The organism is Pantoea ananatis PA13 (assembly GCF_000233595.1).
Lineage (GTDB): Bacteria > Pseudomonadota > Gammaproteobacteria > Enterobacterales > Enterobacteriaceae > Pantoea > Pantoea ananatis.
Genome location: NC_017554.1, coordinates 265,366 through 291,185 on the forward strand (window position 1 = coordinate 265,366; position 25,820 = coordinate 291,185).

The following is a 25,820-nucleotide window of genomic DNA, read 5'->3' on the forward strand; positions in this document are numbered from 1 at the left end:
TCGCCCGGCGGTACAAGGCCGTCGGGGCGTTGCGCTGAGAGTAGGGGGAATGAACAGGATATGTTGTAAAGTTGTTTCAAAATCGTGCGGGAGCTAATGCTTTGTGGTTTTTAATCGGGTTTTAATTGTACTGATTAATGCTCCGTACCATAGAGCGCTTGGCGGTAGCCAGGTGGTTATGCAATGCGCACAGCGCATCCACATCCCGGCGGCCAATCAGGGCGGACAGAATCGCCATATGCTCTTCCAGCGCGACGATATTGCGCTGCTTAAGATCGCTTTCATCCCACTGATAATGCGAATGAAAAATCACTGAAATAATCTCCAGCGACTGATTAAAAAAGGGGTTGTTGGCGGCAGACAGGATCAGCCAGTGCAGCTCTTTATCGAGGGCAGCAAAATGGCGATAGTTGCTGGCGATCGTTTCGCGCATCGATCGGTGGCGATCCAGTAGATCTCTGGCCTGGATCCAGCGTTCATCCTCTCTGGGCAAATTTAGAAAGCGGGTAAGCGCATGAGTTTCCAGCATCTCGCGCAGCTCAAATAACTTTTCGGCGTACTCCTGTGAAAACTTTTTCATCTGCCAGTGGCCGCGTTTAACCGGTTCCAGCAGGTTATAACGCATAAAATGCAGCAGGAATTCCCGTACCGCTACCGGGCTGACGTTGGCCTGTTTTGCCAGTTGCAGTTCGCTGAACGTGTCACCGGGCTGCAGCAGTCGCTGATTAATCATATCAAAAAAGCGTTTTTCCACCTGGCTGGCCTGCAGCTCAATGGCTGGCGTGACGGCGCTGAGGCTGTCTTGCTCTTCAGGCTCGCGCACGATGACCCAGCTCTCTTTTACTTTCTCCAGCACGCCGCGTTGGTGCAGATAGCGCAGAGCATGCCGCACCGTAGTGCGGCTGATATTAAACATTTCAGCCAGGGCGGCCTGTGGCGGCAGGGGCGACTGAATATGACCCTGGGCAATGCTTTCCAGCATATGGTTGATCACGTTATGACGTAAATTCTGACTACGGCTCATGAGCGGCTCCGGTTTTTTATGCATTAAAAACCATTGAAGGCCCAAAAAAACCGTCACGCTTCACAGAACGCGCAAAGGAAATGCCTTGTCACGGCAAGATTAGCCATAACTGCGCTAACGATAACGGGAGTCTTACCATGACAACAATGAAAGCATTAGTCATCGTCGAACCACGCAATATGGTCTGGACCACGCGCGCAACGCCTCAACCCGCGCCAGGGGAGGTGCTGATTAAAATTGTCAGCGTGGGCATCTGCGGCACGGATATCCATGCCTGGGCGGGAAACCAACCTTTTTTTAGCTATCCACGGGTACTCGGGCATGAACTCTGCGCAAACATTGTTGAAACAGGCAGCGCCGTGGAGGGGTTTGCCGTTGGCCAGCGCGTGGCGCTGATCCCCTATCTCTCCTGTTATCAGTGCGATGCCTGCCAAAGCGGTAAAACCAACTGTTGTGAACATATCTCAGTTATTGGCGTACATCAGGATGGCGGCTTTTGTGACTATCTGAGCGTGCCTGCGTCAAACCTGTTGGCCGTGGACGCGCTGGCACCTGAGGCGGCGGCGCTGATTGAACCCTTTGCGATTAGCGCCCATGCGGTAAGGCGTGCGGCAGTGGCACAGGGCGATGCCGTGCTGGTGGTGGGCGCTGGCCCTATTGGGCTGGGGGCGGCGGCCATCGCGGCGGCCAATGGCGCGCAGGTCATCGTGGCGGACACCAGTGAATACCGCCGCCAGCACGTCAGTCAACAGCTGGGTCTTCCCGCGCTTAACCCGGCTGACGCCGATTTCATCGCCAAGCTGCGCGCTGGATTTAACGGTCAGCTGGCGTTAACCCTGATCGATGCCACGGGCAACCCGGCGGCCATGAACGCGGCGGTTAACCTGATTCGGCATGGCGGTACGGTGGTTTATGTAGGCCTGCACAAAGGCGATCTGGTTATCCCTGACAGTGAATTTCACAAAAAAGAGAGTACGTTGATGGGCAGCCGGAACGCTACGCGCGAAGATTTTGACCGGGTGCATGAACTCATGGCCGCCGGGAAACTGCGAGCAGACATGATGCTGAACCGCCGTTTCGCCTTCTCTACGCTGGCAGAGCATTTTGAGGAAGCGGTTATCAACAATCGTGAGTTGATTAAAGGCGTTATCGATTTTGATCGCTAACGGTGGATGACAGGGGCCGTCTCGCCGCCAGGCTTATCGGCTAAGTAACTGAAAAAAGTGTTTCCGCACGGCCTCCGCATCAACGCCCAGAGCGATGCGCTGTCGAGGCAGATTGCGGAAGGGATCATGCCGGGACGCCAGGGCGCTCAACTGACGCACCGTCTGGCCGCAGGCAATGCCTTCCGTAATGACACGAAGCGGGCTTTCCACCAGCGTGAACGCGTCAGGCAAACACAGCCAGGATATCGTCAGCGTGTCATGCAGCGCCATACCAGAAAAGCCTTCTTTCTCAAGGCTGTATGCCAGATAGGGGCGGCAGATCGCATGCAGGACGGGTTGATGAAGTCGATCGACCTCATCGCTGTGGATCAAGACGTTATGCGTGACATCGAGCGGGATCACCACGATCGGCAAGGTGGAAGAGAGAACCTGATCGGCGGCGTGAGGATCTTTCCAGATATTAAATTCGCTGAAGGGCGTGACATTCCCGCTGTGCCCATCCGTGCCAAATGCGCCGCCCATCATGACCAGCTCTTTCACCAGCGGAATAATATCCGGCGCCTGATTGATTGCGCTGGCGATATTGGTCAGCGGACCTATCGCGACAAGCGTGATTTCACCCGGACTGGCCCGCACGCTGTCGATAATAAACTGAACGGCACCGGGTGCCTCATCGCTGAAGGGATTATCAAACGCGTCCCCTAAACCATCTTCGCCATGCAGTCGGGCAGGCGCGCTCGGCGCCTGGGCTAATGGACGTGAACAGCCCCGGTATACCGGCACCTCAATCGCCATTTTGTGGCAAAACAGTCGGGCATTTTTCACGGCCTGTCCCACGGCAACGTTGCCAAACACCGTAGTAATGCCCAGCAAATGTTGGGTGCGGGCGGCATAAGCCAGAGCAAAGGCATCGTCTACGCCGATATCAGTATCTAAAATGACAGTTCGCACAGGCCGCTCCAGAACAGGCTCATCCCTTCGCTATGCGTGAAGGGCATTAAACGGCCCTTTAAGGCCGCTGGCAGGTCACCATTTAAGCGGAAAACGGCTCAAGAGGAAACCTGAATTGTGTGGCCCAAAACCTTCTGCTTTGCGGCAGCCTGAGCGGGGTCATCTGTCCAGGCGGCGTCGGTTGGCATTGCTGATTTCCCCGCTCAACTGTGGTTGCCAGTCAGAAAAAGGCGTCGTATTATGGCGCGCATAAGGTGATGGCGTTCCACCTTTCCCAACCGCCTGCAGGCGTAACCTGCGGCTGATGACGCCTGACATTATCCTTAATCCTTTCGCGGGAGCTGGAGTGTCAGGTGCATGCATTTTTTCTGGCCCTCCACCCTCTTCTGCGCAAATCCTGAAATGGAGTCTGTGATGTTAAAACCGCTATTGGCTGTGATTTTGGGCGGCAGTGTGGGCTGTGTACTGCGTTGGTGGTTCGGTATGCGTTTTAATGCGTTTTTCCCCAATCTGCCACCGGGGACCTTGCTGGTGAATTTGATTGGCGGATTCGTGATTGGCGGTGCAATGGCCTGGTTTATCAAAAATCCCTCACTCGATCCCGCCTGGCGGTTACTCATCATTACGGGCTTATGCGGCGGGCTCACCACGTTTTCCACGTTTACAGCAGAGTTAATGACCTTATTGCAGACCGGCAAATACCTGTGGGCGATGAGCAGTGCGCTGGTGCATGTCATTGGATCGTTACTGATGAGTTTTGCCGGTTTCGCGCTCATTAACCTGTTGGGCTAGCCTGAGGGCCAAACCGGCATGTCTGCGGTTTAGTCCTGCAAGCACTGAGCAATAAACCCGGCGGCGTGCATCGCGCCCTGACCTGAAATCGTGTGACCGGTCTGCGGCTCAAATACCGCTTCGACCAGGACGCCAGCCGCCTTCAGGCGAGTGGCTGCTGACTCGCTTTCACTGGCCGGGATGACCGTATCAGCACGGCCATGAATTATCAGGGCTGGCGTGTGAGGTGCTGGCGTCAGCGGGCCGTCAAAGGCCAGGCGTCCGGAAAACGCCACCACGCCCGCGAGCGGATAACGCCCGGAAGCCAGCAGATCCAGCGCCATAATTGAGCCCTGCGAAAAGCCCACCAGAATGACGTTTTCCCAGCGATCTGCCATTCCGTGCTGCGCCATCAGATGACGGATAACGCGGTCAAAGGCCTCGCGGGCTTCACGCACCCGACCCGGGCGATTTTCCGGCGTAATCCCTGCCAGGCTAAACCACTGATAGCCCGCGCCATGCTCAAAGACGTAAGGCGCATCCGGTGAGGCAAAGGCCACATCCGGGAGCAGGGTTGCCCAGTCGTCGCCAATGGGGGCCAGATCGTCGCCGTTACTGCCCACGCCGTGCAGGAAGATCACCAATGCTTTTGCCATGTCCGTTCCTTCGCTGTTTTGTCAGAGTCTGCAGGCATTTGAACAGCTGGCGGGATTAACGTCAAAACCTAACGACGCTTCAGGTCGCGCGTTGGCATGGGGCATTCCGTGCCGTTCTGCTTTCCCTGAACCCTAAAACCTGCTTGACTGACGTGTCATCGGTTGCTGTCTGGAGTTATGCATGTCGTTGTTCCACCTGAGTTCGCTTTCAGATATCTCTGCCGCTGAATGGGATGCGCTGTTACCCGATCAACAGCCTTTTTTACGCCACGCGTTTTTGCTGAGCCTGGAAGAAAGTGGCAGCGTCCGGCCGGAAAGGGGCTGGCAGCCCGATCACCTTCTCTGGCGTGAGGCCGGTGTGCTTCGCGCCGCGCTTCCCGGTTATCAAAAGTTTCATTCTCAGGGTGAATACGTTTTCGATCACGCCTGGGCAGATGCCTGTCAGCGCGCCGGGATTCCGTACTATCCGAAATGGCTGGGCGCGATTCCTTTCAGCCCGGTCACAGGGGCACGCTTACTCGGCGCAGCGGATGCCGCCGCCCGACTGCTTGCGGCTCTCCCGGACGCGCTGGCTGAACAGGGGCTGAGTGGTGCGCATATCAACTTCACCGACCCGCAAGCGAACGCCTTGCTGGCGGCGCAACCTGACTGGCTGTCACGCCTGGGCTGCCAGTATCACTGGCACAATCGAGGCTATCGCGACTTTCAGGATTTCCTGGATACGCTGATGTCGCGTAAACGTAAACAGCTGCGAAAAGAGCGCGAGCAGGTGGTGCAGAGCGGTTTTGAATTTGACTGGTATCGCGGCGATCAACTGCGCGAGGATCAGTGGGACTTTGTCTATACCTGCTACGCCAATACTTATGCAGTGCGCGGCCAGCGGCCCTATCTGACCCGCGCCTTCTTCAGCCTGCTGGCTGAGAGGCTGCCGGACAATATTCGCGTGGTCATTGCCCGTCTGCAGCAACAACCGGCGGCGATGGCCTTTTACCTCAAGGACGGCCAAAGCCTGTATGGCCGCTACTGGGGCTGCCTGGCGGAATTTGACCGGCTTCACTTCGAAACCTGTTTTTATCAGGGGATGGATTTCGCCATTGCGGAAAGGCTGCAACGCTTTGATGCGGGCGCGCAGGGCGAGCACAAACTGGTACGTGGTTTTGAACCCCAGATGACCCACTCCTGGCACTATTTGTGCCATCCCGGCCTGCGCGCGGCCGTGGATGACTTTCTGCAGCAGGAGCGGCAAGGCGTCCATCTCTGGGCCGAAGAAGCCCGTGACGCCCTGCCATATCGACGCGGCGATTAATCTGCGCCAACAAATCCTCCCGTCTGATGCTGCCACAGACGGGCATACAGGCCATTTTGAGCCAGTAGCTCAGAGTGACTACCGATTTCCACAATCTGGCCTTTTTCCAGCACCACCAGACGATCCATTTTGGCAATGGTGGACAGGCGGTGGGCGATGGCAATCACCGTTTTGCCCTGCATCAGGGATTCCAGGCTTTCCTGAATCGCGGCTTCCACTTCGGAATCGAGCGCGGACGTCGCTTCATCCATAATCAGGATCGGCGCATCTTTCAACAGGACACGGGCGATAGCTACGCGCTGGCGCTGCCCGCCTGACAGTTTTACGCCGCGTTCGCCCACATGTGCATCCAGGCCAAACCGGCCCTGAGAATCCGACAGCAACGGGATAAACTCATCGGCGCGGGCACGATGAATGGCTAGTTGGAGTTCTTCTTCGCTGGCATCTGGCCGCCCGTACAGCAGGTTTTCGCGAATAGAGCGATGCAGCAGCGAGGTATCCTGGGTGATCATCCCGATCTGGCTGCGCAGGCTCTCCTGCGTCACTTCAGCAATATTCTGACCGTCAATCAGGATACGACCGCCGTTGAGGTCGTACAGGCGCAGCAGCAGGTTCACCAGGGTGGATTTACCCGCACCGGAAGGCCCAATCAGGCCAATTTTTTCACCGGGTTTGATGGTCAGGTTCAGGCCATCAATGACCTGACGGCCTCCGCCATAGTCAAAACGGATAGCGTCGAAACGAATCTCGCCCTGCGTCACCTTTAGCTGTGTTGCCTTTGAGGAATCCTGCACGCTAAGCGGTTGTGAAATGGTATTCAGCCCGTCCTGCACCATACCGATGTTTTCAAAAATCCCGTTTACCACCCACATCACCCAGCCGGACATGTTGACCAGGCGGATCACCAGGCCGGTTGCCAGGGCAATGGCGCCAACGCTGATCAGCGACTCGCTCCACAGCCACAGCGCCAGTCCTGACGTTGAGACAATCAGGATTCCGTTCAGCGTTGATAAGGTGAGGTCCATGCTGGTCACCATCCGGTTAGCCTGCTGCGTCTTATCCGTCTGCTCCTGAATCGCTTCGCGGGCATACTGACGTTCCAGATCGCTGTGCGCGAAAAGCTTGATGGTGGCGATGTTGGTATAGCCGTCAACAATGGTGCCCATCAGCTTCGAACGGGCCTCCGATGACACCACCGAACGGGCTTTTACCCGAGGGACGAAAAAGCGCAGCGCGGCAACGTAGGCCACAATCCAGATTATCAGCGGAATCATCAAACGCCAGTCGGCTTCTGCAAACAGGACCATCGCCGTTGCGGCATAGATCAGCACATGCCAGATCGCATCCACCAACTGTACTGCCGAGTCGCGCAGCGAATTACCGGTTTGCAAAATACGTTGCGCAATCCGCCCGGCGAAGTCGTTCTGAAAAAAGTTCATGCTCTGCCGCAGGACATAATTATGGTGCTGCCAGCGGATCATACTGGTCATGCCGGGGTTAATGCTCTGATGGACCAGCATATCGTGCAGTGCAATAAATACCGGGCGCAGTATTAGCGCAACACAGCCCATCCATAACAACGTTTGCCAGTTATCCCTGAACAACGTTGCTGGCGTAGCGTGATTCACCAAATCGATAATGCGGCTCAGATAACTGAACAGTGCAACCTCAATCAGTGCGCCAATTAATCCCACCACCAGTAGTGCGGCAAAGCTCGGCCACACCTGACGCAGATAGTAAAAGTAAAATGGCCAGACCCGTGAAGGCGGCATATCGGTTGGCGCATCCTGAAAAATATTGATAAAACGTTCGAAACGACGATACAACATAGAGTCACTCTTTCCGTTCGGGAAGAGTTACAGCTTAGTGCATGTGTACGCCCGATTAAAAAGGATTAAATATGGATATCACTCTGCGCGGCCGCGAGCCTGGCGATGCTGCGGCATACCAACGTCTTTACGGTCATCCGGCGGTTTATCCCGGACGCTTCAGTTGCCTTTCCCCAGCGTCGCGACCTGGGAAAAGAAGTTTGCAAAGATGGATGCGGAAGGCTTTATCAATTTTATCGCCGAAGTTGAGGGGGAAATGGTGGGCGAACTCACGCTGTTTACCAATCATAATCCGCGTACCCGCCACTGCATCAGTTTCGGTATTGGCGTCGATCCCGCCTTCTCTGGTCGGGGAATCGGAGAGCATTTGATTCGTAACGCCATGGATTATGCGCGCAACTGGCTGGGCATCACCCGTATGGAACTGGAGGTGTTTCACGATAATCACCGGGCGCTGGCGCTGTATGAGCGACTGGGTTTTGAACGCGAAGGCATCCGCCGCCAGGCGTCACTGCGTGAAGGCAAATTTCACGATGTGGTGATGATGGCAAAATTGCTCACTGAGACAGCCTGACCACGCTCTTTTTTTACCGGTTAACAGGAAAAATCTCCCTTCGGCGGCTAAAATTTGTGCTGTGCCACAGTTCGCACAAAATGACCTGCATAAAACCGAGTGCCTGCCGATATCACGATATCACCCGCTGATACTCTGGAGGGAGATTGTGATTAAACTCATCACCATTGACGAACTAAAACCGGGTATGTTCGTCCACAAGCTTGAAGTCTGGTGGTTTAAAGACAAACGCATTCGTAATCAGATGTTGATCACCGATCAACGTCAGGTTTCGATGTTTCGTCATGAGGGCATACAGCGTTTATGGATCGATATGGAGAAATCGATTTCAGTGACGCCATCTGTGACGAAAAAGGTCGATTCAGGCCTGCGTGCGCCTTTTTCTCAGGAAATGGAGCAGGCGCAGCATATCTTTGAACAGGGAAAGCCAAAAGTGCTGGCCATGTTCAGCGAGGCACGCCTGGGCCATGGTCTGAATCTCAATGACATGATTGCCATTGTCGATCAGATTGCGGGCTCTATTGAGCGTGAGCCCTCTGCGCTGTTACGCGTTGCGCAGCTAAAGGATCATGACAATTACACCTACCTGCACTCCATGGCGGTCTGTGGGCTCATGATCGCCTTTGGAAAAAAACTGGGGCTGGATGCTCAGCAGCTTCAGCGGGTGGGGATGGGCGGATTACTGCACGATCTGGGCAAGGCAGCCGTACCACTCGCTATCCTCAACAAACCGGACACGCTCAACGACGAAGAGTTTAAGATCATGTGTGAACATCCGATTGCCGGTGCGCAAATGCTGATGGATGCACAGGCAGGCGATGATCTTGTGGATATCGCGCTGCATCACCATGAAAAATATGACGGTAGCGGCTATCCCTATGGCCTGAAAGGCCATGAGATCAGCGTGTATTCCCGCATGGCGACGATTTGTGACGTTTACGATGCGCTGACCTCAACGCGGCCTTACCGTAAAGGCTGGACCCCAGCCAAAACCCTGCAAATGATGTTGAGCTGGCCGGGGCATTTCGACAGTACCTTACTGCACGCTTTCGTCAGTACGATAGGGATGTATCCCGTCGGTTCCCTGGTTCGCCTGGCGTCTGGACGCATTGCGCTGGTGGTGAAGGGCGGCGATAAGTCATTACAGCGACCTACGGTGCATGTCTTCTGGTCACTGCACGCGCAGCGGGAAATCAAACCCGAGGTGCTGGATCTGGGCGACAGTTTTTGTACTGACAGCATTGTGTGTGCCGAAGATAACGGCCGTTGGGACAACGTCGATCTGCGCCGAATCTGGTTGCTGGACGCCGCCTGATATTGCGGGTCGTTTTTATACATTTTTTACATCCCCGACCCGCATTTTAACCCTTTCTTTATGTGCGCCAGCGCAAGCTACTCAGCAAATCCAATCCTCTGGAGGTTGCTGTGAGTGCAGGCGTAATAACCGGCATTGTGCTGGTAGTGTTGTTGCTGGGCTATCTAATCTATGCCCTGTTAAATGCGGAGGCCTTCTGATGGCGGCCAATGCGTTTTTACTGATCGCGGTTTATCTGCTGTTGCTGATGGTGATGGCGCAACCGCTGGGGCGTGGGCTGGCCGCGCTGGTTGCCGATAAACCCCTCTTTGCACGTGCTGAAGCCCTGCTGTGGCGTTTTTCGGGTGTACAAGAAGGCGGTATGCGCTGGCAGCACTACCTGCTGGCAATTTTGGTGTTCAACCTGCTTGGCTTCGTGGTGCTGCTCGCCATCCTGATGTTTCAGGGAGCGTTGCCGCTCAATCCGCAACATCTTCCCGGACTGAGCTGGGATTTGGCGCTGAATACCGCTATCAGTTTTGTCACCAACACCAACTGGCAGTCTTATGCCGGTGAAAGCACCCTGAGTTACTTCAGCCAGATGGTCGGGCTGACGGTGCAGAACTTCGTTTCCGCCGCCACCGGCATCGCCGTGGCGTTTGCGCTGATTCGCGGTTTTGCTAATCGTTCGGTGGCAACCCTGGGGAACGCCTGGCGCGATTTAACGCGCATTACACTCTATGTCCTGTTGCCGATCAGCCTGCTGATGGCGCTGTTTTTTGTCAGCCAGGGCAGCATCCAGAACTTCCTGCCGTATCACAACGTCACCAGCCTCGAAGGTGCGCAGCAAACGCTGGCAATGGGGCCGGTTGCCTCTCAGGAAGCCATCAAAATGCTGGGCACCAACGGCGGCGGCTTTTTCAACGTCAACTCTGCGCATCCGTTTGAGAACCCTACCGCGCTGAGCAATTTCGTACAGATGCTTAGTATCTTCCTGATTCCGGCGGCTCTCTGCTTTGCCTTTGGCGAAAGCGTAAAAGATCGGCGCCAGGGCTCAATGTTGCTGTGGTCCATGACGCTGATGTTTGTCGTGGCTGCTGCGCTGGTGATGTGGGCTGAACTACGTGGCAACCCGCACTTTCTGACGCTAGGGGCTGACAGCGCCATCAATATGGAAGGCAAAGAAACGCGCTTCGGCATTCTCAACTCCAGCCTGTTTGCGGTGATTACGACGGCGGCGTCCTGCGGTGCGGTAAACGCGATGCATGACTCGTTTACGGCGCTGGGCGGTATGGTGCCGATGCTGCTGATGCAACTGGGCGAGGTGGTGTTTGGCGGCGTGGGTGCCGGTCTGTACGGGATGCTGCTGTTTGTCTTACTGGCGGTGTTTATTGCCGGGTTGATGATTGGCCGCACACCGGAATTCCTCGGCAAGAAAATCGACGTATGGGAAATGAAAATGACGGCCCTGGCGATTCTGGTCACGCCCGCGCTGGTGTTGATCGGTACGGCGATTGCGATGATGACCGACGCCGGACGCGCAGGTATGGCAAACCCCGGAACGCATGGCTTTAGTGAAGTCCTGTATGCCGTTTCGTCGGCCGCCAATAACAATGGCAGCGCCTTTGCGGGCCTGAGCGCCAATACGCCGTTCTGGAACCTGCTGCTGGCGGTGTGCATGTTCGTGGGTCGCTTCGGCATCATTATTCCGGTCATGGCGATCGCGGGGGCAATGGCGGTGAAAAAAGTGCAGCCGGTAGGTAACGGCACGCTCCCTACGCACGGTCCGCTGTTTATCGCACTGCTGGTCGGTACCGTCTTGTTGGTCGGCGCGCTGACCTTTATTCCTGCTCTGGCGCTGGGTCCGGTCGCCGAGCATCTGCAACTTATTCAGGGACAATAATCATGAGTCGTCAACAACAGGTGTTTGACGCAGCGCTGTTACGTACCTCAGCGATCGATGCGGTAAAAAAACTCGATCCTCGCGTGCAGTTTCGCAATCCGGTCATGTTTGTGGTTTACCTGGGCAGTATCCTGACCTCGATTCTGGCCATAATGATGTTTACCGGACACCAGAGCGGCAGCGCCAGCTTTACCGGCGCGATTGCCCTGTGGCTATGGTTCACCGTGCTGTTTGCCAACATGGCAGAAGCCCTGGCGGAAGGGCGCAGTAAAGCCCAGGCAAACAGCCTGAAAGGCGTTAAAAAGACCAGCTTCGCCAAAAAACTGTCGGCGGCGCACTACGGTGCAGCGTGGCAGCAGGTGGCGGCCGATGCGCTGCGTAAAGGGGATGCCGTGCTGGTAGAGGCCGGTGATGTGATCCCCTGCGACGGTGAAGTCGTGGAAGGGGGCGCATCGGTAGACGAGAGCGCGATCACCGGTGAATCGGCACCGGTGATCCGTGAATCGGGCGGGGATTTCGCCTCGGTGACCGGCGGGACACGCATTCTGTCTGACTGGCTGGTCATTACCTGCAGCGCCAACCCAGGCGAAACCTTCCTGGACCGGATGATCGCCATGGTCGAAGGCGCACAGCGTCGTAAAACCCCGAATGAGATTGCCCTGACCATTCTGCTGGTGTCGCTCACCATTGTGTTTCTGTTAGCCACCGTCACGCTGTGGCCTTTTTCAGCCTGGGGCGGCACGCCGGTCACCATCACCGTACTGGTGGCGCTTCTGGTATGCCTGATCCCGACCACCATTGGCGGTCTGCTGTCCGCTATCGGCGTGGCCGGGATGAGCCGGATGCTGGGCGCTAACGTCATTGCCACCAGTGGCCGCGCTGTTGAAGCCGCTGGCGACGTGGATGTGCTGATGCTGGATAAAACCGGCACCATCACGCTGGGTAACCGTCAGGCAACACAGTTTTTACCGGCTCCCGGCGTCACGGAAGAACAGCTTGCCGATGCGGCGCAGCTGGCGTCCCTGGCGGATGAAACGCCGGAAGGGCGCAGCATCGTGGTGCTGGCGAAGCAAAAGTTTAACCTGCGTGAACGTGACCTGAGCAGCATGGGCGCCAGCTTTATTCCCTTCTCGGCTCAAACCCGTATGAGCGGCGTCAACGTACAGGACCGCCTGATCCGTAAAGGTGCGGTCGATGCGGTGCGCCGTCATATTGAAGCCAGCCACGGTGCCTTTCCGGCTGAGGTGAACGCCCGGGTTGAAGAGGTGGCGCGGGCCGGTGGCACACCGCTGGTGGTGGCGGAAGGCGCAAAGGTGCTGGGCGTGGTGGCGCTAAAAGATATCGTTAAAGGTGGCATCAAAGAACGTTTTGCGGAACTGCGCAAGATGGGCATTAAAACCGTGATGATCACCGGTGATAACCCGCTCACCGCCGCCGCCATCGCGGCAGAGGCGGGAGTGGATGACTTTCTGTCAGAAGCGACGCCGGAAGCCAAGCTGGCACTGATTCGTCAGTATCAGGCGGAGGGGCGCTTAGTCGCGATGACCGGTGACGGCACCAATGACGCGCCAGCGTTGGCCCAGGCGGACGTGGCGGTTGCCATGAACTCGGGTACTCAGGCGGCGAAAGAAGCGGGCAACATGGTCGATCTGGACTCGAACCCCACCAAACTGCTGGAAGTGGTGCACATTGGTAAGCAGATGCTGATGACGCGCGGTTCCTTGACCACCTTCAGTATCGCCAATGACGTTGCCAAGTATTTCGCCATCATCCCGGCCGCCTTTGCTGCAACCTATCCACAGTTAAATATGCTCAACGTGATGCAGCTGCACTCGCCCGCATCGGCCATCCTGTCGGCCGTGATTTTTAACGCCCTGGTGATTGTATTCCTGATCCCTCTGGCGCTTAAAGGTGTCAGCTATCGTCCTTTGAGTGCCGCATCGCTGTTGCGCCGTAATTTACTGATTTATGGGTTAGGTGGGCTGCTGGTGCCCTTTGTCGGCATCAAAGCGATTGATATGTTGCTCGTGCTGTCTGGTATGGCCTGAGGAGATTAAAATGAGTCAGTTACGTCCGGCGATTTTCCTGCTTTTGCTGCTAACGGTTGTGTGCGGCGTCGTTTATCCTTTGCTTACCACGGGACTGTCGCAACTGCTGTTTCCCTGGCAGGCTAACGGGTCAGTATTGAATGTCGATGGCGAAGAACGGGGATCAGCGCTGATTGGTCAGAATTTTAGCCAGCCCGGTTATTTCTGGGGGCGTCCTTCTGCAACCGGTGATAAGCCTTATAATCCTCTGGCCTCCAGCGGCAGCAACCTGGCGGCCAGCAACCCGGCGCTGGATAAGGCTGTAGCCGAGCGCGTGGCGGCTTTGCGCACGGCGAATCCGCAGGCTAACGGGGCGGTACCGGTCGAGCTGGTTACCACCTCGGCCAGTGGACTGGACCCGGAGATTTCGCCTGAGGCTGCGCTGTGGCAGGCACCGCGTATCGCGGCGGCACGTCAGCTGCCGCTGGCGAAAGTGGATGCCCTGGTAGACAGCATGACGCAGCGCCCGCTGCTGCCCTTTATCGGCGAACCGACTGTCAATGTGCTGCAGCTTAATCTGGCGCTGAACGACCTCAAATAACTGTAAGGACGCTATGAACCACGAACCGCTGCGCCCCGATCCGGATGCGCTGCTGCAGACCAGCAGCGACAGCCATCGCGGCAAACTGAAAATCTATTTTGGCGCCTGTGCGGGCGTAGGAAAAACCTATGCCATGTTGCAGGAGGCGCAGCGGCTGCGTGCCCAGGGGCTGGATGTGCTGGTGGGCGTAGTGGAAACGCACGAACGTCCGGAAACAGCGCAGCTTCTTAACGGACTGGTGCTGTTGCCGCGCCGGGCGACGGGCCGTTCGCGGCATGCGGAGTTCGACCTTGATGCCGCGCTGGCGCGCCATCCGGCAGTAATTTTGATGGATGAGCTGGCGCACACGAACGTGAAGGGCTCACGTCATCCCAAACGCTGGCAGGATATTGAGGAACTGCTGGAGGCGGGCATTGATGTCCTGACGACAGTGAATGTTCAGCATCTGGAAAGTCTGAATGATGTGGTCGGTGGCGTCACCGGCATTCAGGTGCGTGAAACCGTTCCCGATCCCTTTTTTGACGCTGCCGACGAAGTGGTACTGGTTGATCTCCCGCCTGACGATCTCCGCCAGCGCCTGAAAGAGGGCAAGGTCTACATTGGCGATCGTGCCGAACGCGCCATCGAAAATTTCTTTCGTAAGGGCAACCTGTATGCCCTGCGTGAGCTGGCGCTGCGCCGCACTGCCGACCGGGTCGATGACCAGATGCGCGCCTGGCGCGACAGTCAGGGCCGCGATCGAGTCTGGCACACGCGTGATGCCATTTTATTGTGTATTGGGGACGATACCGGCAGCGAAAAACTGGTGCGGACGGCGGCGCGGCTGGCCGCCAGGCTGGGCAGCGAATGGCATGCCGTTTACGTGGAAACGCCCCGGCTTAACCGGCTACCGGAAGCGCGGCGTCGGGCCATTTTACGCACGCTGAAGCTGGCGCAGGATATGGGGGCGGAGACGGCGACGCTGTCCGACCCTGATGAGGCGCAGGCGGTCCTGCGTTACGCGCGGGAACACAATCTGGGTAAGATTGTGACAGGCCGACGCCCGGCGCGCCGCTGGCGGCGTGACAGCTTTGCCGAGCGGCTGGGGCAGTTGGGTCCCGATCTGGATCTGTTGGTCGTGGCGCTCAATGAGCCTATCCAGGATGCGCCCCATCCGTTAGCCGAGGATCGGGTTAACAGCGACAAATGGCGGCTGCAGCTGCGCGGCGTACTGATGGCGCTGGTGCTGTGTATTGTGGTCACCGCCGCAGGGCAGTCGGTTCTGATCAGCTTCGATCCGGCCAACTGTGTGATGATCTATTTGCTGGCGGTGGTGATCGTCGCGTTGCGCTATGGACGATGGCCCTCCGTTATCGCCACCGTCATGAACATCATTGCCTTTGACCTGTTTTTCGTCGCACCTACCGGCACGGTCGCGGTCTCGGATTTGCAATACCTGGTGACCTTTGGGGTGATGCTGGCGGTCGGGGTTATTGTTGGCAACCTGACGGCCGGCGTTCGCTACCAGGCGCGGGTTGCCCGTTACCGGGAGCAGCGCACGCGGCAGCTTTATGAAATGGCCAAGTCGCTGGGAAGCGGCCTGACGCCTGAAGATATCGCCGCAACCAGCCAGCGGGTGCTGGAGGCGACCTTACAGGCGCGATGCCTGCTGCTGCTACCCGATGAGCAGGGCGAACTGCACACGCTGGGCAACGCGCTGCCGGGCAACGAACCGGATTGGGCTATCGCGAAATGGAGCTTCAGCAAGGGCCAGCCAGCAGGCGCAGGCACGGACACCTTACCGGCGGTGCCCTACCAAATTCTGCCGCTGAAAGTGGGCGATCTGTGTCGCGGATTGCTGGTGGTTGAACCGCAGAATGTGCGTCAGCTGATGGTGCCGGAACAGCAACGGCTGCTGGAAACCTTCACCGTGCTGATTGCCAATGCCCTGGAGCGGATGGCGCTGTCCCAGAGTGAGGCGGCTTCCCGGCTGTCAGCTGAACGTGAGCAGCTGCGTAATGCTTTGCTGTCGGCGCTCTCCCATGATTTACGTACCCCGCTGACGGTGCTGTTTGGTCAGGCAGAAATGCTGATGCTGGACCTGGCCAGCGATAACTCAAAGTATGTGCCCCAGGCCAGCCAGATTCGTGAACAAACCCTGAGTACCATTCGTCTGGTCAGCAACATGCTGGATATGGCGCGTATTCAGTCAGGCGGCCTGAATTTACGCGAAGAGTGGCTGGCGCTGGAAGAGGTGATTGGCGGCGCGCTCAGTAGCATGGCGCCGTCGCTCAAGGGAAGAGAGGTCGAACTCGACCTGCCTGAAGATATTGTCCTGATCAAAGGCGACAGTACGTTGCTGGAGCGGGTATTTACCAACCTGATTGAAAACAGCCTGAAGTACGCTGGCAACTGTGCGCCCCGCGGCATACGTGCCTGGTGTGAAAATACCCGGCTGGAAATCGCCATCTGGGATGGCGGGCCGGGCATCGCCCAAAACGACCTGACGCGGATTTTCGATAAATTTTCACGCGGTGATAAAGAATCGGCCGTACCGGGCGTTGGGCTGGGACTGGCGATTTGTAAAACGATTATCGAAAGCCACGGCGGTCAGATCTGGGCGGAAAATCGTGCTGAAGGCGGTGCCTGCTTTCGTCTCTCTTTACCACTTCCACCCGTTCCTGAAATTTCTCCTGAAGGCTTGAAATAACTTCACAGATGATCGGTTATAATGCGCGACCTTACTGATTATGATTGGGAAATTATGGAACGTTTTACCGAAAACCTGATGTATGCATCGCGCTGGTTGTTGGCTCCGGTTTACATTGGACTTTCGCTGGGACTGCTGGCGCTCACCGTCAAATTTTTCCAGGAAATTTTTCACCTGTTGCCCAACATTTTTAGCATTGCAGAAAACGATCTGATTTTGCTGCTGCTGTCGCTGGTGGATATGACGCTGGTGGGTGGGCTGCTGGTCATGGTTATGCTGTCAGGCTACGAAAACTTTGTGTCCAAACTCGACATTGACGAGGGCAAAGAGAAGCTGAGTTGGCTGGGCAAGATGGATTCCGGCTCGTTGAAAAATAAAGTCGCGGCCTCGATTGTGGCGATTTCCTCCATTCACCTGCTGCGGGTGTTTATGGATGCGCGCAATGTCGAAAACGACAAGCTGATGTGGTACGTCATCATCCACCTGACCTTTGTCCTGTCTGCCTTCGTGATGGGCTGGCTGGACAACATGTCGCGAGCGGAAAAGAAAAACGTCTGATCGACGGCAACCCCCCGGACGCCGTCCGGTGACACGGCTTCCCCGGTGGGGGAGGCCTGTTTCAGGCTGAAGCGGGCCGCGCGCCCGTCAGATGCGGAAATACCGCTTTGATCATGGCAAAGAAGGCGGTCAGCCTGGCGGGATAATAGCTCGCCCACGGATAGGTCAGCCAGACTGGCAACGGGGGAGCCTGCCATTCCGGCATAAGCTGAATCAGATTGCCCTGTGCCAGATCCTCCTGAATGACCCATGTCGACAGAATAGCGGTTCCCAGCCCCGCCAGCGCAGCTTTGCGCACGGCGAAGAGGCTGTCGCTGCTGAGCAGGGGAACGATAGGCAGATTCATCGGTTCCCCCTTGTCTTTATGTTGTAATGCGATCTCGTTACGGTAGAAACTCGTCAGCGCCAGCCACGGCAAATCGCCCAGTTGCGCCGCCTGGTTAATCGGGGGATATTGCTGAAGCAGCGCGGGCGCAGCGACAACAATGCGCGGCACTTCGGCCAGCAGCACGGCTACAACAGAAGGGTCGGTCAGCGCCCCCACCTGAATCGCACAGTCCACGTTCTCGGCGACGAAGTCTGGCGTCCTGTCGTTCAGCATCCATTCAATGCGCAAACGCGGATAGCGGCGCATAAAGTTCACCAGCGGTGTGACCAGCTGATCCTGGCCAAAAGCGTGGGGCGCGCGCACCCGCAAGATGCCAACCGGATCGCTGCCGGCGCCGGTCAGTTCATCTTCCAGCGCGTGCCAGGTTGCCAGGAGCTGCCGGGCCTGTGCATAGCAACGCTCACCATCATCAGTCAGCTTCAGCGCATGGGTGGTGCGCAGAATCAGTTTCAGCCCCAGCCCCTGCTCAAGAGACTGCAACCGGCGACTGATTGTCGGTTGCGTAATACCCAGTTGCAACGCTGCGGCAGACAAACTGCCGCTTTCGACAATGCGAATAAAGGTGTGCATCAGTTCGATACGATCGCTGTTACTGAAATTGCTCATGCGTTCCACGTATAACAGTTTTGCTTTTTATTAGTCTACCGCGTATGTCAAAAACAGGCTTTACTTGCCACACTATTTTTTGAGGATGTAACCATGTCAGCGGTAAAAACTATGACTCCCCACTCAACTGAACGCCTGCCCGCCCCCCTGGTCTTTACGCTGGCTGCCGGCGCGGGCCTGAGCGTGGCCTCGATTTACTACAGTCAGCCGATGCTGGATATCATCGGTAAGCAGTTTCAGGTCAGTGTGAGCACCGTAGGCATGGTGCCGATGCTAACGCAGGCCGGGTATGCTTTAGGTATTCTGCTGCTGGCCCCGCTTGGCGATCGCCACGATCGCCGCACGATAATTTTGATCAAAGGGCTGCTGTTGGTGATGGCGCTGCTGCTGTGTGGGTTTTCCGGCGGTATCAGCGCGCTGCTCATCGCCAGCTTTGTCACCGGCCTGACGGCGACCGTGGCGCAGGATATTGTTCCGGCATCGGCGGCGCTGGCACCGGCGCACAGCCGGGGTAAAACCGTGGGTACGGTAATGACGGGATTACTGGTAGGCATTTTACTCTCCCGGGTCGTCAGCGGCATGGTGGCAGAGTATTTTGGCTGGCGCACCATGTATATTATCGCGGCCCTGGCTGTGTTTCTGATTAGCCTGACGTTGTGGCGTGTACTGCCGCGCTTTACGCCCGGCACGTCGGTAAGCTATCCCCGCCTGCTTTTATCGCTGGTTCACCTGTGGCGCGAACACCAGACCCTGCGGCGCGCGGCCCTGGCTCAGGGACTGCTTTCTGTCAGCTTCAGCGCCTTCTGGTCTACGCTGGCGATCATGCTCAGCGAACGTTTTCACTTTGACAGTGCCATCGCCGGTGCCTTTGGTCTGGCAGGGGCGGCGGGTGCACTGGCCGCGCCGCTGGCGGGTAACCTGGCCGATCGACTCGGCCCGGCACGCGTGACCCAGTTTGGTGCCGGCCTGGTCACGGCGGCCTTCGCCCTGATGTTTTTGCTGCCGCTGCTGTCGCTCCCCGGTCAGCTGGTCGTCATCGTTATCAGCACGCTTGGTTTCGACTTAGGCGTGCAGGCCACGCTGGTCGCCCATCAAACGCTGATTTATGGTCTGGTACCCGATGCACGTAGTCGTCTTAACGCCCTACTGTTTACCATCGTGTTTATCGGCATGGCCAGCGGTGCGGCGCTGGGCAGCCTGGCGCTTGCCCACTGGGGCTGGAATGGCGTTGTGGTGTTGTCCACGCTCGCCGCCGCTGCCAGCCTGATGGTGCGGCTCGCCAGTCGTCACCTCAAGGACTGATCCTTCCGCCCGTCAGCAAATGTGCCAGGCTTAGTCATAAACTCAATTAAAACGGTGCGTTATGAACTTTATTGCCTGGACCGCCGCGACGGGCTGTCTTCTGTTATTAATGTCACTGGCATCAGGGTGGATCCACCGTGGCCCAGTGACCTCTTTTGGTCTTTTCTTGTTAGCCGGGATCGCCTGTGGGCCGTGGATGTTTGATGTTATCGAGATTGATATCATTCGCCATGCGGAACTGGTGACGCACATTACCGAAATCACGATGGCTGCGTCACTGTTTATTACGGGGCTCAAATTACGCTTGCCGCTTAAAGCGAAAAGCTGGCGAGCCGGAGGCTTACTGGCCTTTCCGGCGATGTTGATGACGGTGGCGGCCATGACGCTGCTGTCTCATTGGCTGGTCGGGTTGTCCTGGCCCGTTGCACTGGCGTTTGGCGCAATTGTTGCGCCCACCGACCCGGTACTGGCTAGCCTGATTTCGGTGAGCGACGCGCAGGACGATGACGCCTTGCGCGTCGCCATTTCTAGCGAGGCGGGCATGAATGATGGTTCAGCGCTGCCGTTGCTGGTGCTGGCTTTGCTGCTGTTCAACGGCGAAAACCTCAGTGCAGGCATGCTGGCGCACTGGGCTGCTGTCGACGTCGTGTGGGCCATCGGCGGCGGTATCCTGCTGGGATTTGGCCTGGGCCGACTCGTTGGCTTACTGGCCACCCGGCTTCGCAATGCGCATGGGGATTGCGCCCCCAACGACTTTCTGGCGCTGGCGTTGATCGCGCTTAGCTACGCCCTGGCGGAATGGCTGGGTGCTTCAGGCTTTCTGGCCACCTTTGCCGCCGGTCTTGGGCTGCGCCGTGCTGAGCTGGGCGTCTTTAAACGTTACCAGCCAGACGATATGTCGGACGACGATCGGTTACTGCCTGCAGAGGCATTGGTCAATCCCAACAAGCGCCTGCAGCAACGCAGCAGTGGCATGGTGAAATCCGTTGGTTTAGTAGTAGGCGACGCGCTTTCTTTTGGCGATACTATTGAACGTTTGCTGGCTGCCATCATGATGGTGGTACTGGGCGTAACCATGGCATACCACTGGAACATTCAGGGCATCTTCCTTGGACTGCTGCTGTTTATCGTGGTGCGCCCCCTGGCGGTGTGGTTGGTTACCCTCGGGACGGGCATGCCGCTTCCTCAGCGGTTGCTGATTGGCTGGCTGGGTATCCGCGGTATTGGGAGCCTTAACTATATTGCGTTCGCCTGGGTCCATGGCATGGGGGGCGCAGAAGCAACGATAATGGCTGATATGGCGCTGACGCTGGTGGTGTGCAGTATCGTGGTTCACGGCATTTCGGTGACGCCGCTGCTCAACTGGCGCCAGGCCCGACTGGAGGCGAAACAACGCCAGTCATGAGAGTGAATTAATTGATAACGGGAGTAGATGATGAAAATATCTCAGATACTGTTGCTGAGCATGCTGGCGTCGGGCAGTGCGCTGGCGGAAGACAATAGTGAAGAAAGCGTGTATGCAAGCCAGCTGTGTCACATTGTCAGCAGTGAAAAAAGCGTTTCGACAGCCGACCAGTATGTGGAAAAAATGAAGGCCAGCGTGGCAGGATCGCAGTCCTCCTCTGCCGTCAGCAAGCCTGAATTTGATGAAGAGCTGGCCAATGAAGTGGCCAGCGCCTGGCTGCAGCTGGGTGATGAAGAACGCGCCAAACTCCGCACCAATACTCAACAGTGTGAACAAACGGTGATGACGCAGTTTCAGCAGGAAGATTAACCGCAGTTAATTCGCCAATAAACGCGCTAAAATGGCGCGTTTTTTAATGGATTTTCCCTACCGATTGCGTACATAATCGCCAGCGTCTTAACCAAATGTGCGATACATAATAAAAACGCAGCGGGCCAAAAGGGTCGGCTGACCTTTATGGCATTGATTTAACAGGCATCATGATTACGCGTCGACGCTTTATTTTCGGCACAGGAGCGCTTGCGCTTTCACTGGCTACCAGCAAACTGTTTGCCCGCGATGATATTATTCCTCTCTGGCCGGACGAACCGCCCGGCGGCGGTGGGCCGTCTGGAACATTGCGCGTGGACGCCTGGGGTTCGTGGTCGAATATTGTCAGCCCGGCGATTCAACGCTTCAGGCCAGAAAATCCCAATGGCGAAGCGGTGCTGATTGCGGCCGGGGGAGGCTACCGGTGGATTGGTATGGGACGCGAAGCCTGGCCCGTCGCGCACTGGTTAAATGCTAACGGTTATACCGCCTATGTGCTCAGCTACCGCTTACCGCGCGAGAAATGGCAGGCTGGCAACCTCGCGCCCTTACAGGATGCACAGCGCGCGCTGCGCCTGATACGTTCGTTTGAACGAAAAGTGCATGTCCTGGGGTTTTCGGCTGGGGGGCATTTACTGGGCATGGCGGCGGCGCGCCCGGAATTTCAGTCATATCCGCCGGTGGACAGGCTGGATCAGGAAGTCCCTAAAGCCGACAGTGTTGGGCTGATTTACCCGGTGATTACGCTTGAAGCGCCCTATCAGCATACCAACACGCACCTGATGATGGTGGGCAATGACGCCAGTCCGCAAGAAGAAGCCAGCTGGTCAGTACAAAACTATGTGACGAATCTCTATCCGCCCACGTTCCTGGCTCAGGCCGGAGACGATCACACCTCAAAACCCTTTAACACCCAGCTCATGCGTGACACCTGTCGCCGCAACCGCGTACCGGTGCAGCTGATTCAGCTGTCCAGCGGGGGGCATGGTTTTGGACTCGGCAAAGCGGGTACACCTGCCGCGCTGTGGGATCAGGCCTATGTTAAATGGCTGGAAAACCTCAGTCAGGGCGCATTGGCGGTCAGGCACGCCTCCGTTCTGTCCTGACTGACGCTTCCTGCGGCAGGCGTAAAAAAAGCCGGCATTTGCCGGCCTCGCTAAATGAGCGATGATCAGGATTGAAGCAACACAGGACGAAGCAGCAACAGGCGGATCAGAATTGATAGGTCAGGCCCATACCGATACTGTTTTTCGTCGTAATGCCGGTGGCGCGCGTAAAATCGTTTTCCTTCAGTAAGTTAATGCGGTAGTCCACGTAGGTCAGCATGTTCTTGTTGAAATAGTAATAGGTGCCCACCGCAATATATTTCTGCATCGTCTGGCTGCCCCCGGCAAAATTCCCAGCGCCCTGCAGGTTTTCGCCACGCTGCGTGACAAAACCGACAGAAGGGCGCAAACCGTTCAGGAACTGGTACTGTGCAATCGCCTCAAAGTTATGGGTTTTGTCGGCGACCTGTGCCAGCTGTCCATAAGGCGTAACGTCATTGGCTTCGCCATACATGGCGGCCAGATAGATCTGGTTGGCGTCATATTTTGCAGAGGTTACCCAGGCGGTGGCATCGTCTCCCTGACCGTCAGCTTGCTGAGTCAGTGTCCGTTTTGCTTTCATCCCTGCCGCCGCAATGCTCAGCCCATCGGTAATGCTGTAAGTCAGGCCAGCACCGTAACCATCTCCGTTAGCCAGTTTGGCGGTTGAGCGGTCATTTTTCCCTTGATACTGCAGGGTTAACTTTAACCCGCCCCAGTCCGGAGAGTGCCAGGTCGCGAGGCCGGTTGAGCGTTTTGACAGGAAGTTATCGTTGGTGGTCATGGTGCCGGAACCATAGATCGGTGCCATATCCGTATAGGCAGAGGCAACATACAGTACCCCAAAGCTACGGCCATAATCGAACGAGCCGAAGTCGGCGAGTTTCAGACCGGCAAACCCTAAGCGTGTGGCATTACCCGTTTGCGCATCGCTACCGCCTTCACTGTGATTCAGCTGGAAATTATATTCCCATTGACCATAACCGGTAAGCTTATCATTAATTTGCGTCTCACCTTTAAAACCCAGGCGCGCATAAGAGTTGTCGCCATCTTCTGCAATATTATCTGAGAAAACATGGCGCGCATCGACTTTACCGTACAGGTCGAGCTTATTTCCACTTTTATTATAAATCTCGGCGGAGCATGCAGAAAATGAGACCAGAAAACACATTGCATACGGCGCGACTGTTTTTATTTTATTGTGCATATCATCTACCCTTATCAGTTAACTGAAGCATGAGGATGTTACCGCTCAGGGCGGTATTTATTTCAATATCACTTTCGTCTTATTTAATGAATAAATAATAAAATGGGTATAGCGGCCATAAAATTTATGGCCATTTTTTATAATGGCTTTCCCTGGTGTTATTGCATTCAGGCAGAGAAGATCCTGATGAACTTTTTATTCAAAATGCCAAGTCGGGTATATCGCTTAATACCGTTTGTGCGCCCGCATCAATATATTTTCGGGCAAGCACCGGGTCGTTGATCGTGGCAATCGCGAATTCAATACCTGAACGGGCCAGGCGCGTCAGGTCTTCGTCCGTTGCGAAGTCACCCAGGAAATGCAGGATCTGGCAACCTGTTCTGGCGAGGAGCGCCGCCGGGTCTTTTGGCGGGACGCAAACTGCCAGCCCACGCGGTACGTCAGGCATCAGCCTGGCGGCAACCTGCAGCGAAATCTCAGAGAAGCTGCTGATAAATAACTTCTTCTCGCTCGCTGGCCACAACGACTTCAACTGAGCGATCGCAATCTCCGCCGTTTCCACTTCCTGCCCGGAGGTGGGTTTGATTTCCAGTTGCAGCCCGACGCCTTTATCCAGTACAAAGCCCACAGTTTCAGCCAGCGTAGGCACTTTCACGCCTTTAAAGAGGTGGCCGTAACACACGCCAGCCTCCAGCGACCGGATCTCATCCAGGGTTAAATTTGCCACATAGCCTTTGCCATTCGTTGTCCGGTCTACGGAATCGTCATGAATAATGACCGGGTGCATATCTTTGGTGAGTTTGACATCCACCTCTATCCACGTCGCTCCGCGTTCAACCGCCGCCTGAAACGAAGGCAGCGTGTTTTCCGGTGCCAGCAGCGGTGCTCCCCGATGGGCAATCAGGCGGGCGTTCACTACGCGTGCAGGGTGTTTTTTGGTCGACATTCTTGGCTTTACCTTCTGTTAGGGTTTTATCGCAGGTCTACTTAAGCAAAACCTGGTTAGAGAATTCGGTCCTGACTTCATCACCCAGCGGTTTAGGCATGAACTGAGTGCCATGAACGCGCTCTTTGCTATTGATCAGCCCGGCATCACGATTCACTTCTTTGTTTTGAGGCGTAATGCCATAAACCTGCTGGAACAGCCGTTGGGTGGTAGGCAGGGTCAACCAGTGGATAAACAGCAACGCTGCCGCTTTGTGGGGCGCGTTTTTAGGTATCGCCACCATATTTCCGCCGCCGGGCATGCCGAAATCGGGGATATACAGCCGGATAGTTTTCGGGACTTCACCGTGGTTTTCTAATCCCACCAGGTAATCTTCCCAGGCGGGGACCAGCAGGAACTCACCGCTGACCAGTCGGGTGACGCTGTCGGCGTTGGAGGCCGTAATGATGTAGTTGGGGCGCTGCTGTTTGAACCAGTTCCAGGCGGGCTGCAGAGCCGTCAGGCTTTTTACATCTGCGTCGCCTTTGGTGAAATCAAAACCCGGTACCAGCGTGCGCGTCACCGATTCAATAAAGGCCGGGCCGGAACCGCCGTTTTCAACGTTGAAGCCAAATTCCTGAGGATGACTTTGCAGGAAGGACGTAATCTGCGGCAGGGTTCGTGGCAACTCACTTTCTTTCAGGCGGCGCGAATCGTAGGCCAGACCGGTCTGGTTGCCCCAAAATGCCACGCCATAGCCTTTACTGTCCGTTCCCTCAATGGTGTAGTTCAGGGTTTTGCCTTCCGGCAGCAGTGTATTAAGCGGGCCAAAAAACGTTTGCTGAGGCGATACGGTACCGAATGCGCCCCCGCCAATCGAAAACACATCAATATCGCCCGTTTCCCGTCCCCGGTCAGCCATGAGTTTATTAATGTTGCCCTGTAATGTGCCTTCAGACAGGGTAACGTTAATACCGTACTGTTTTTCAAACAGGCTAACCTGCTCTTTTAAACGGTCCTGGTAATACCATTGATACCAGGTTAATTTCCCTTCTTTTTTCGCCTGTTCGACAATCTGTTCCCAGTTCATCGAGGTTAAATCCTGAGCCTGGCTACAGAAAGCCCCGGCCAGCAATAATATTGCAGCAACGAGTCTGAACATATTTTTCCCCAATAACGCGTGT

22 protein-coding genes, 1 pseudogene and 1 riboswitch are annotated in these 25,820 nt (G+C 56.3%); of the genes and pseudogenes, 15 read left to right on the forward strand and 8 right to left on the reverse strand.

The features are described 5' to 3' along the window. Positions 1–121 precede the first annotated feature (121 nt). A complete protein-coding gene (locus PAGR_RS01220) occupies positions 122–1,024 on the reverse strand; it encodes a GntR family transcriptional regulator (RefSeq protein WP_014604792.1) in 903 nt (300 codons plus the stop codon). A 137-nt stretch (positions 1,025–1,161) separates the two neighbouring features. On the opposite strand from PAGR_RS01220, the gene PAGR_RS01225 reads away from it, so the two are divergent. After that, entirely contained in the window at positions 1,162–2,190 is a 1,029-nt protein-coding gene (locus PAGR_RS01225; RefSeq protein WP_014604793.1) for a zinc-binding alcohol dehydrogenase family protein, read from the forward strand. Positions 2,191–2,223: 33 nt separating this feature from the next. Here PAGR_RS01225 and PAGR_RS01230 read toward each other — a convergent pair whose 3' ends face one another. Then, the gene (locus PAGR_RS01230; RefSeq protein ID WP_013027635.1) at positions 2,224–3,141 is read right to left on the reverse strand and encodes a nucleoside hydrolase; all 918 of its coding nucleotides are present in this window, start codon (positions 3,139–3,141) and stop codon (positions 2,224–2,226) included. A gap of 244 nt (positions 3,142–3,385) precedes the next feature. Beyond that, positions 3,386–3,462: riboswitch (Fluoride riboswitch) on the forward strand. 93 nt (positions 3,463–3,555) lie between these two features. On the opposite strand from PAGR_RS01230, the gene crcB reads away from it, so the two are divergent. Further along, positions 3,556–3,933 (forward strand): fluoride efflux transporter CrcB, encoded by a 378-nt coding sequence (crcB, locus tag PAGR_RS01240; protein ID WP_015699341.1) that lies wholly within the window; start codon positions 3,556–3,558, stop codon positions 3,931–3,933. A 29-nt stretch (positions 3,934–3,962) separates the two neighbouring features. Here the strand turns inward: crcB and PAGR_RS01245 are convergent, their stop codons facing one another. Continuing rightward, positions 3,963–4,568 carry an alpha/beta hydrolase gene (locus PAGR_RS01245; RefSeq protein WP_014604794.1) on the reverse strand — a complete coding sequence of 202 codons (606 nt, stop codon included), beginning with the start codon at positions 4,566–4,568 and terminating at the stop codon, positions 3,963–3,965. Positions 4,569–4,749: 181 nt separating this feature from the next. Between PAGR_RS01245 and PAGR_RS01250 the strand changes: the two genes are divergently transcribed. Continuing rightward, a complete protein-coding gene (locus PAGR_RS01250; protein WP_014604795.1) occupies positions 4,750–5,874 on the forward strand; it encodes a GNAT family N-acetyltransferase in 1,125 nt (374 codons plus the stop codon). Here the strand turns inward: PAGR_RS01250 and PAGR_RS01255 are convergent. Next, positions 5,871–7,703 (reverse strand): ABC transporter ATP-binding protein, encoded by a 1,833-nt coding sequence (locus PAGR_RS01255; protein ID WP_014594844.1) that lies wholly within the window; start codon positions 7,701–7,703, stop codon positions 5,871–5,873. The two genes, PAGR_RS01250 and PAGR_RS01255, sit on opposite strands and share 4 nt — an antisense overlap. A gap of 71 nt (positions 7,704–7,774) precedes the next feature. On the opposite strand from PAGR_RS01255, the pseudogene PAGR_RS01260 reads away from it, so the two are divergent. The 8 genes and pseudogenes from PAGR_RS01260 to PAGR_RS01295 all read left to right on the forward strand — a co-directional run bounded on the left by PAGR_RS01260 (position 7,775) and on the right by PAGR_RS01295 (position 17,349). Next, positions 7,775–8,277 (forward strand): annotated as a pseudogene (locus PAGR_RS01260) (GNAT family N-acetyltransferase). Between the two features lie 148 nt (positions 8,278–8,425). Further along, positions 8,426–9,592: an HD-GYP domain-containing protein gene (locus PAGR_RS01265; protein ID WP_014604797.1), complete on the forward strand. Its 1,167-nt coding sequence runs from the start codon at positions 8,426–8,428 to the stop codon at positions 9,590–9,592. A gap of 110 nt (positions 9,593–9,702) precedes the next feature. Next, on the forward strand, positions 9,703–9,792 hold the full coding sequence (gene kdpF, locus PAGR_RS01270) for a K(+)-transporting ATPase subunit F (protein ID WP_015699348.1): 90 nt from the start codon (positions 9,703–9,705) through the stop codon (positions 9,790–9,792). Further along, on the forward strand, positions 9,792–11,474 hold the full coding sequence (gene kdpA, locus PAGR_RS01275; RefSeq protein ID WP_013027627.1) for a potassium-transporting ATPase subunit KdpA: 1,683 nt from the start codon (positions 9,792–9,794) through the stop codon (positions 11,472–11,474). The genes kdpF and kdpA overlap by 1 nt, the downstream gene beginning before the upstream one ends. Before the next feature lie 2 nt (positions 11,475–11,476). Beyond that, positions 11,477–13,522 (forward strand): potassium-transporting ATPase subunit KdpB, encoded by a 2,046-nt coding sequence (gene kdpB, locus PAGR_RS01280; RefSeq protein ID WP_013027626.1) that lies wholly within the window; start codon positions 11,477–11,479, stop codon positions 13,520–13,522. Between the two features lie 10 nt (positions 13,523–13,532). After that, positions 13,533–14,102: a potassium-transporting ATPase subunit KdpC gene (kdpC, locus tag PAGR_RS01285; protein ID WP_014594840.1), complete on the forward strand. Its 570-nt coding sequence runs from the start codon at positions 13,533–13,535 to the stop codon at positions 14,100–14,102. A 13-nt stretch (positions 14,103–14,115) separates the two neighbouring features. Then, on the forward strand, positions 14,116–16,791 hold the full coding sequence (gene kdpD / locus PAGR_RS01290; protein WP_013027624.1) for a two-component system sensor histidine kinase KdpD: 2,676 nt from the start codon (positions 14,116–14,118) through the stop codon (positions 16,789–16,791). Positions 16,792–16,845: 54 nt separating this feature from the next. After that, positions 16,846–17,349, forward strand: coding sequence for a TIGR00645 family protein (locus PAGR_RS01295; protein ID WP_014604798.1), 504 nt, complete (start codon positions 16,846–16,848; stop codon positions 17,347–17,349). Between the two features lie 61 nt (positions 17,350–17,410). Here PAGR_RS01295 and PAGR_RS01300 read toward each other — a convergent pair whose 3' ends face one another. Then, positions 17,411–18,343, reverse strand: coding sequence for a LysR family transcriptional regulator (locus tag PAGR_RS01300; RefSeq protein ID WP_014604799.1), 933 nt, complete (start codon positions 18,341–18,343; stop codon positions 17,411–17,413). A gap of 93 nt (positions 18,344–18,436) precedes the next feature. Here PAGR_RS01300 and PAGR_RS01305 point away from each other — a divergent pair, with 93 nt between their 5' ends. The 4 genes from PAGR_RS01305 (at position 18,437) to PAGR_RS01320 (ending at position 22,525) form a co-directional block, all read left to right on the forward strand. Further along, positions 18,437–19,645 carry an MFS transporter gene (locus tag PAGR_RS01305; protein WP_014604800.1) on the forward strand — a complete coding sequence of 403 codons (1,209 nt, stop codon included), beginning with the start codon at positions 18,437–18,439 and terminating at the stop codon, positions 19,643–19,645. Positions 19,646–19,706: 61 nt separating this feature from the next. Further along, positions 19,707–21,050 carry a cation:proton antiporter gene (locus PAGR_RS01310; protein ID WP_013027620.1) on the forward strand — a complete coding sequence of 448 codons (1,344 nt, stop codon included), beginning with the start codon at positions 19,707–19,709 and terminating at the stop codon, positions 21,048–21,050. A gap of 30 nt (positions 21,051–21,080) precedes the next feature. Beyond that, on the forward strand, positions 21,081–21,419 hold the full coding sequence (locus PAGR_RS01315; protein ID WP_015699351.1) for a hypothetical protein: 339 nt from the start codon (positions 21,081–21,083) through the stop codon (positions 21,417–21,419). Positions 21,420–21,589: 170 nt separating this feature from the next. Next, positions 21,590–22,525 (forward strand): alpha/beta hydrolase, encoded by a 936-nt coding sequence (locus tag PAGR_RS01320; protein WP_013027618.1) that lies wholly within the window; start codon positions 21,590–21,592, stop codon positions 22,523–22,525. 106 nt (positions 22,526–22,631) lie between these two features. On the opposite strand, the gene PAGR_RS01325 is transcribed toward PAGR_RS01320, so the two are convergent. From PAGR_RS01325 to PAGR_RS01335, 3 genes are all read right to left on the reverse strand, one after another. Continuing rightward, complete coding sequence (locus tag PAGR_RS01325; protein WP_013027617.1) at positions 22,632–23,711, reverse strand: porin; 1,080 nt, start codon at positions 23,709–23,711, stop codon at positions 22,632–22,634. A gap of 199 nt (positions 23,712–23,910) precedes the next feature. Beyond that, entirely contained in the window at positions 23,911–24,657 is a 747-nt protein-coding gene (locus PAGR_RS01330; RefSeq protein WP_013027616.1) for a glycerophosphodiester phosphodiesterase family protein, read from the reverse strand. Positions 24,658–24,694: 37 nt separating this feature from the next. Next, positions 24,695–25,798, reverse strand: coding sequence for an extracellular solute-binding protein (locus PAGR_RS01335; protein ID WP_014594836.1), 1,104 nt, complete (start codon positions 25,796–25,798; stop codon positions 24,695–24,697). Positions 25,799–25,820 lie beyond the last annotated feature (22 nt).